Origin of the sequence: Furfurilactobacillus curtus, assembly GCF_045862785.1 — a bacterium.
Lineage (GTDB): Bacteria > Bacillota > Bacilli > Lactobacillales > Lactobacillaceae > Furfurilactobacillus > Furfurilactobacillus curtus.
Window position 1 is genome coordinate 1 of record NZ_BQXO01000005.1, and the last position, 587, is coordinate 587.

General features: G+C 44.6%; 1 tRNA gene and 1 rRNA gene (1 of these 2 running past the window's edge). Both read left to right on the plus strand.

The annotated features are described in order from the left end of the window. Positions 1–94 (plus strand): 5S ribosomal RNA (gene rrf / locus ACKTR2_RS08235); the annotation flags it as partial. A gap of 473 nt (positions 95–567) precedes the next feature. Continuing rightward, positions 568–587: transfer RNA gene (locus ACKTR2_RS08240), tRNA-OTHER, on the plus strand (it continues 58 nt past the right edge of the window).

Sequence of the window (587 nt, forward strand, 5' to 3'; positions counted from 1 at the left end):
TACACCCGTTCCCATGCCGAACACGGAAGTTAAGCTTCGTCACGCCAAGAGTAGTTGGGGGATCGCTCCCTGCGAGGGTAGGCCGTCGCCATGCATATGAATCGTCAATCTGCGGATTGGCGATTTTTTTTGACTTCATCTCAACTAATAAGATGACGATTAGTGACCAAGTTAGACGGCAAACCAAGCTAATCAAGAAGAATGACGGTTGTGATGAAAACTAAACAGCTGATGGTTCATACCAAAACCCATTTCGTTTTGGAATAAACAGACTGATGCTAATCAAGACGGTCGCACTTAGAAACAAAGCCGGGTTAAATTGAAGTTAGCCTAACCTGGACGTAATGGGGATCAACTGAGTGGACCCAGGGCGTTTCTGATGAATGCCTGTGAAGTTCAGGATAGCAATCGCAATCGACAATGTGTCTGCTTAATCCACTAGGCTAATCCTTTAATCCGTTAAAAGAGATTTCCAATTAGTCGCTGGATGGCCCACGTTTTGATTTAGAAAGATACTTGAAGCAAACGGCCAAGTTCGCTATACTATCAGATGTGCCAATTAGTCTTGCCGGATTAGCTCAGTTGGT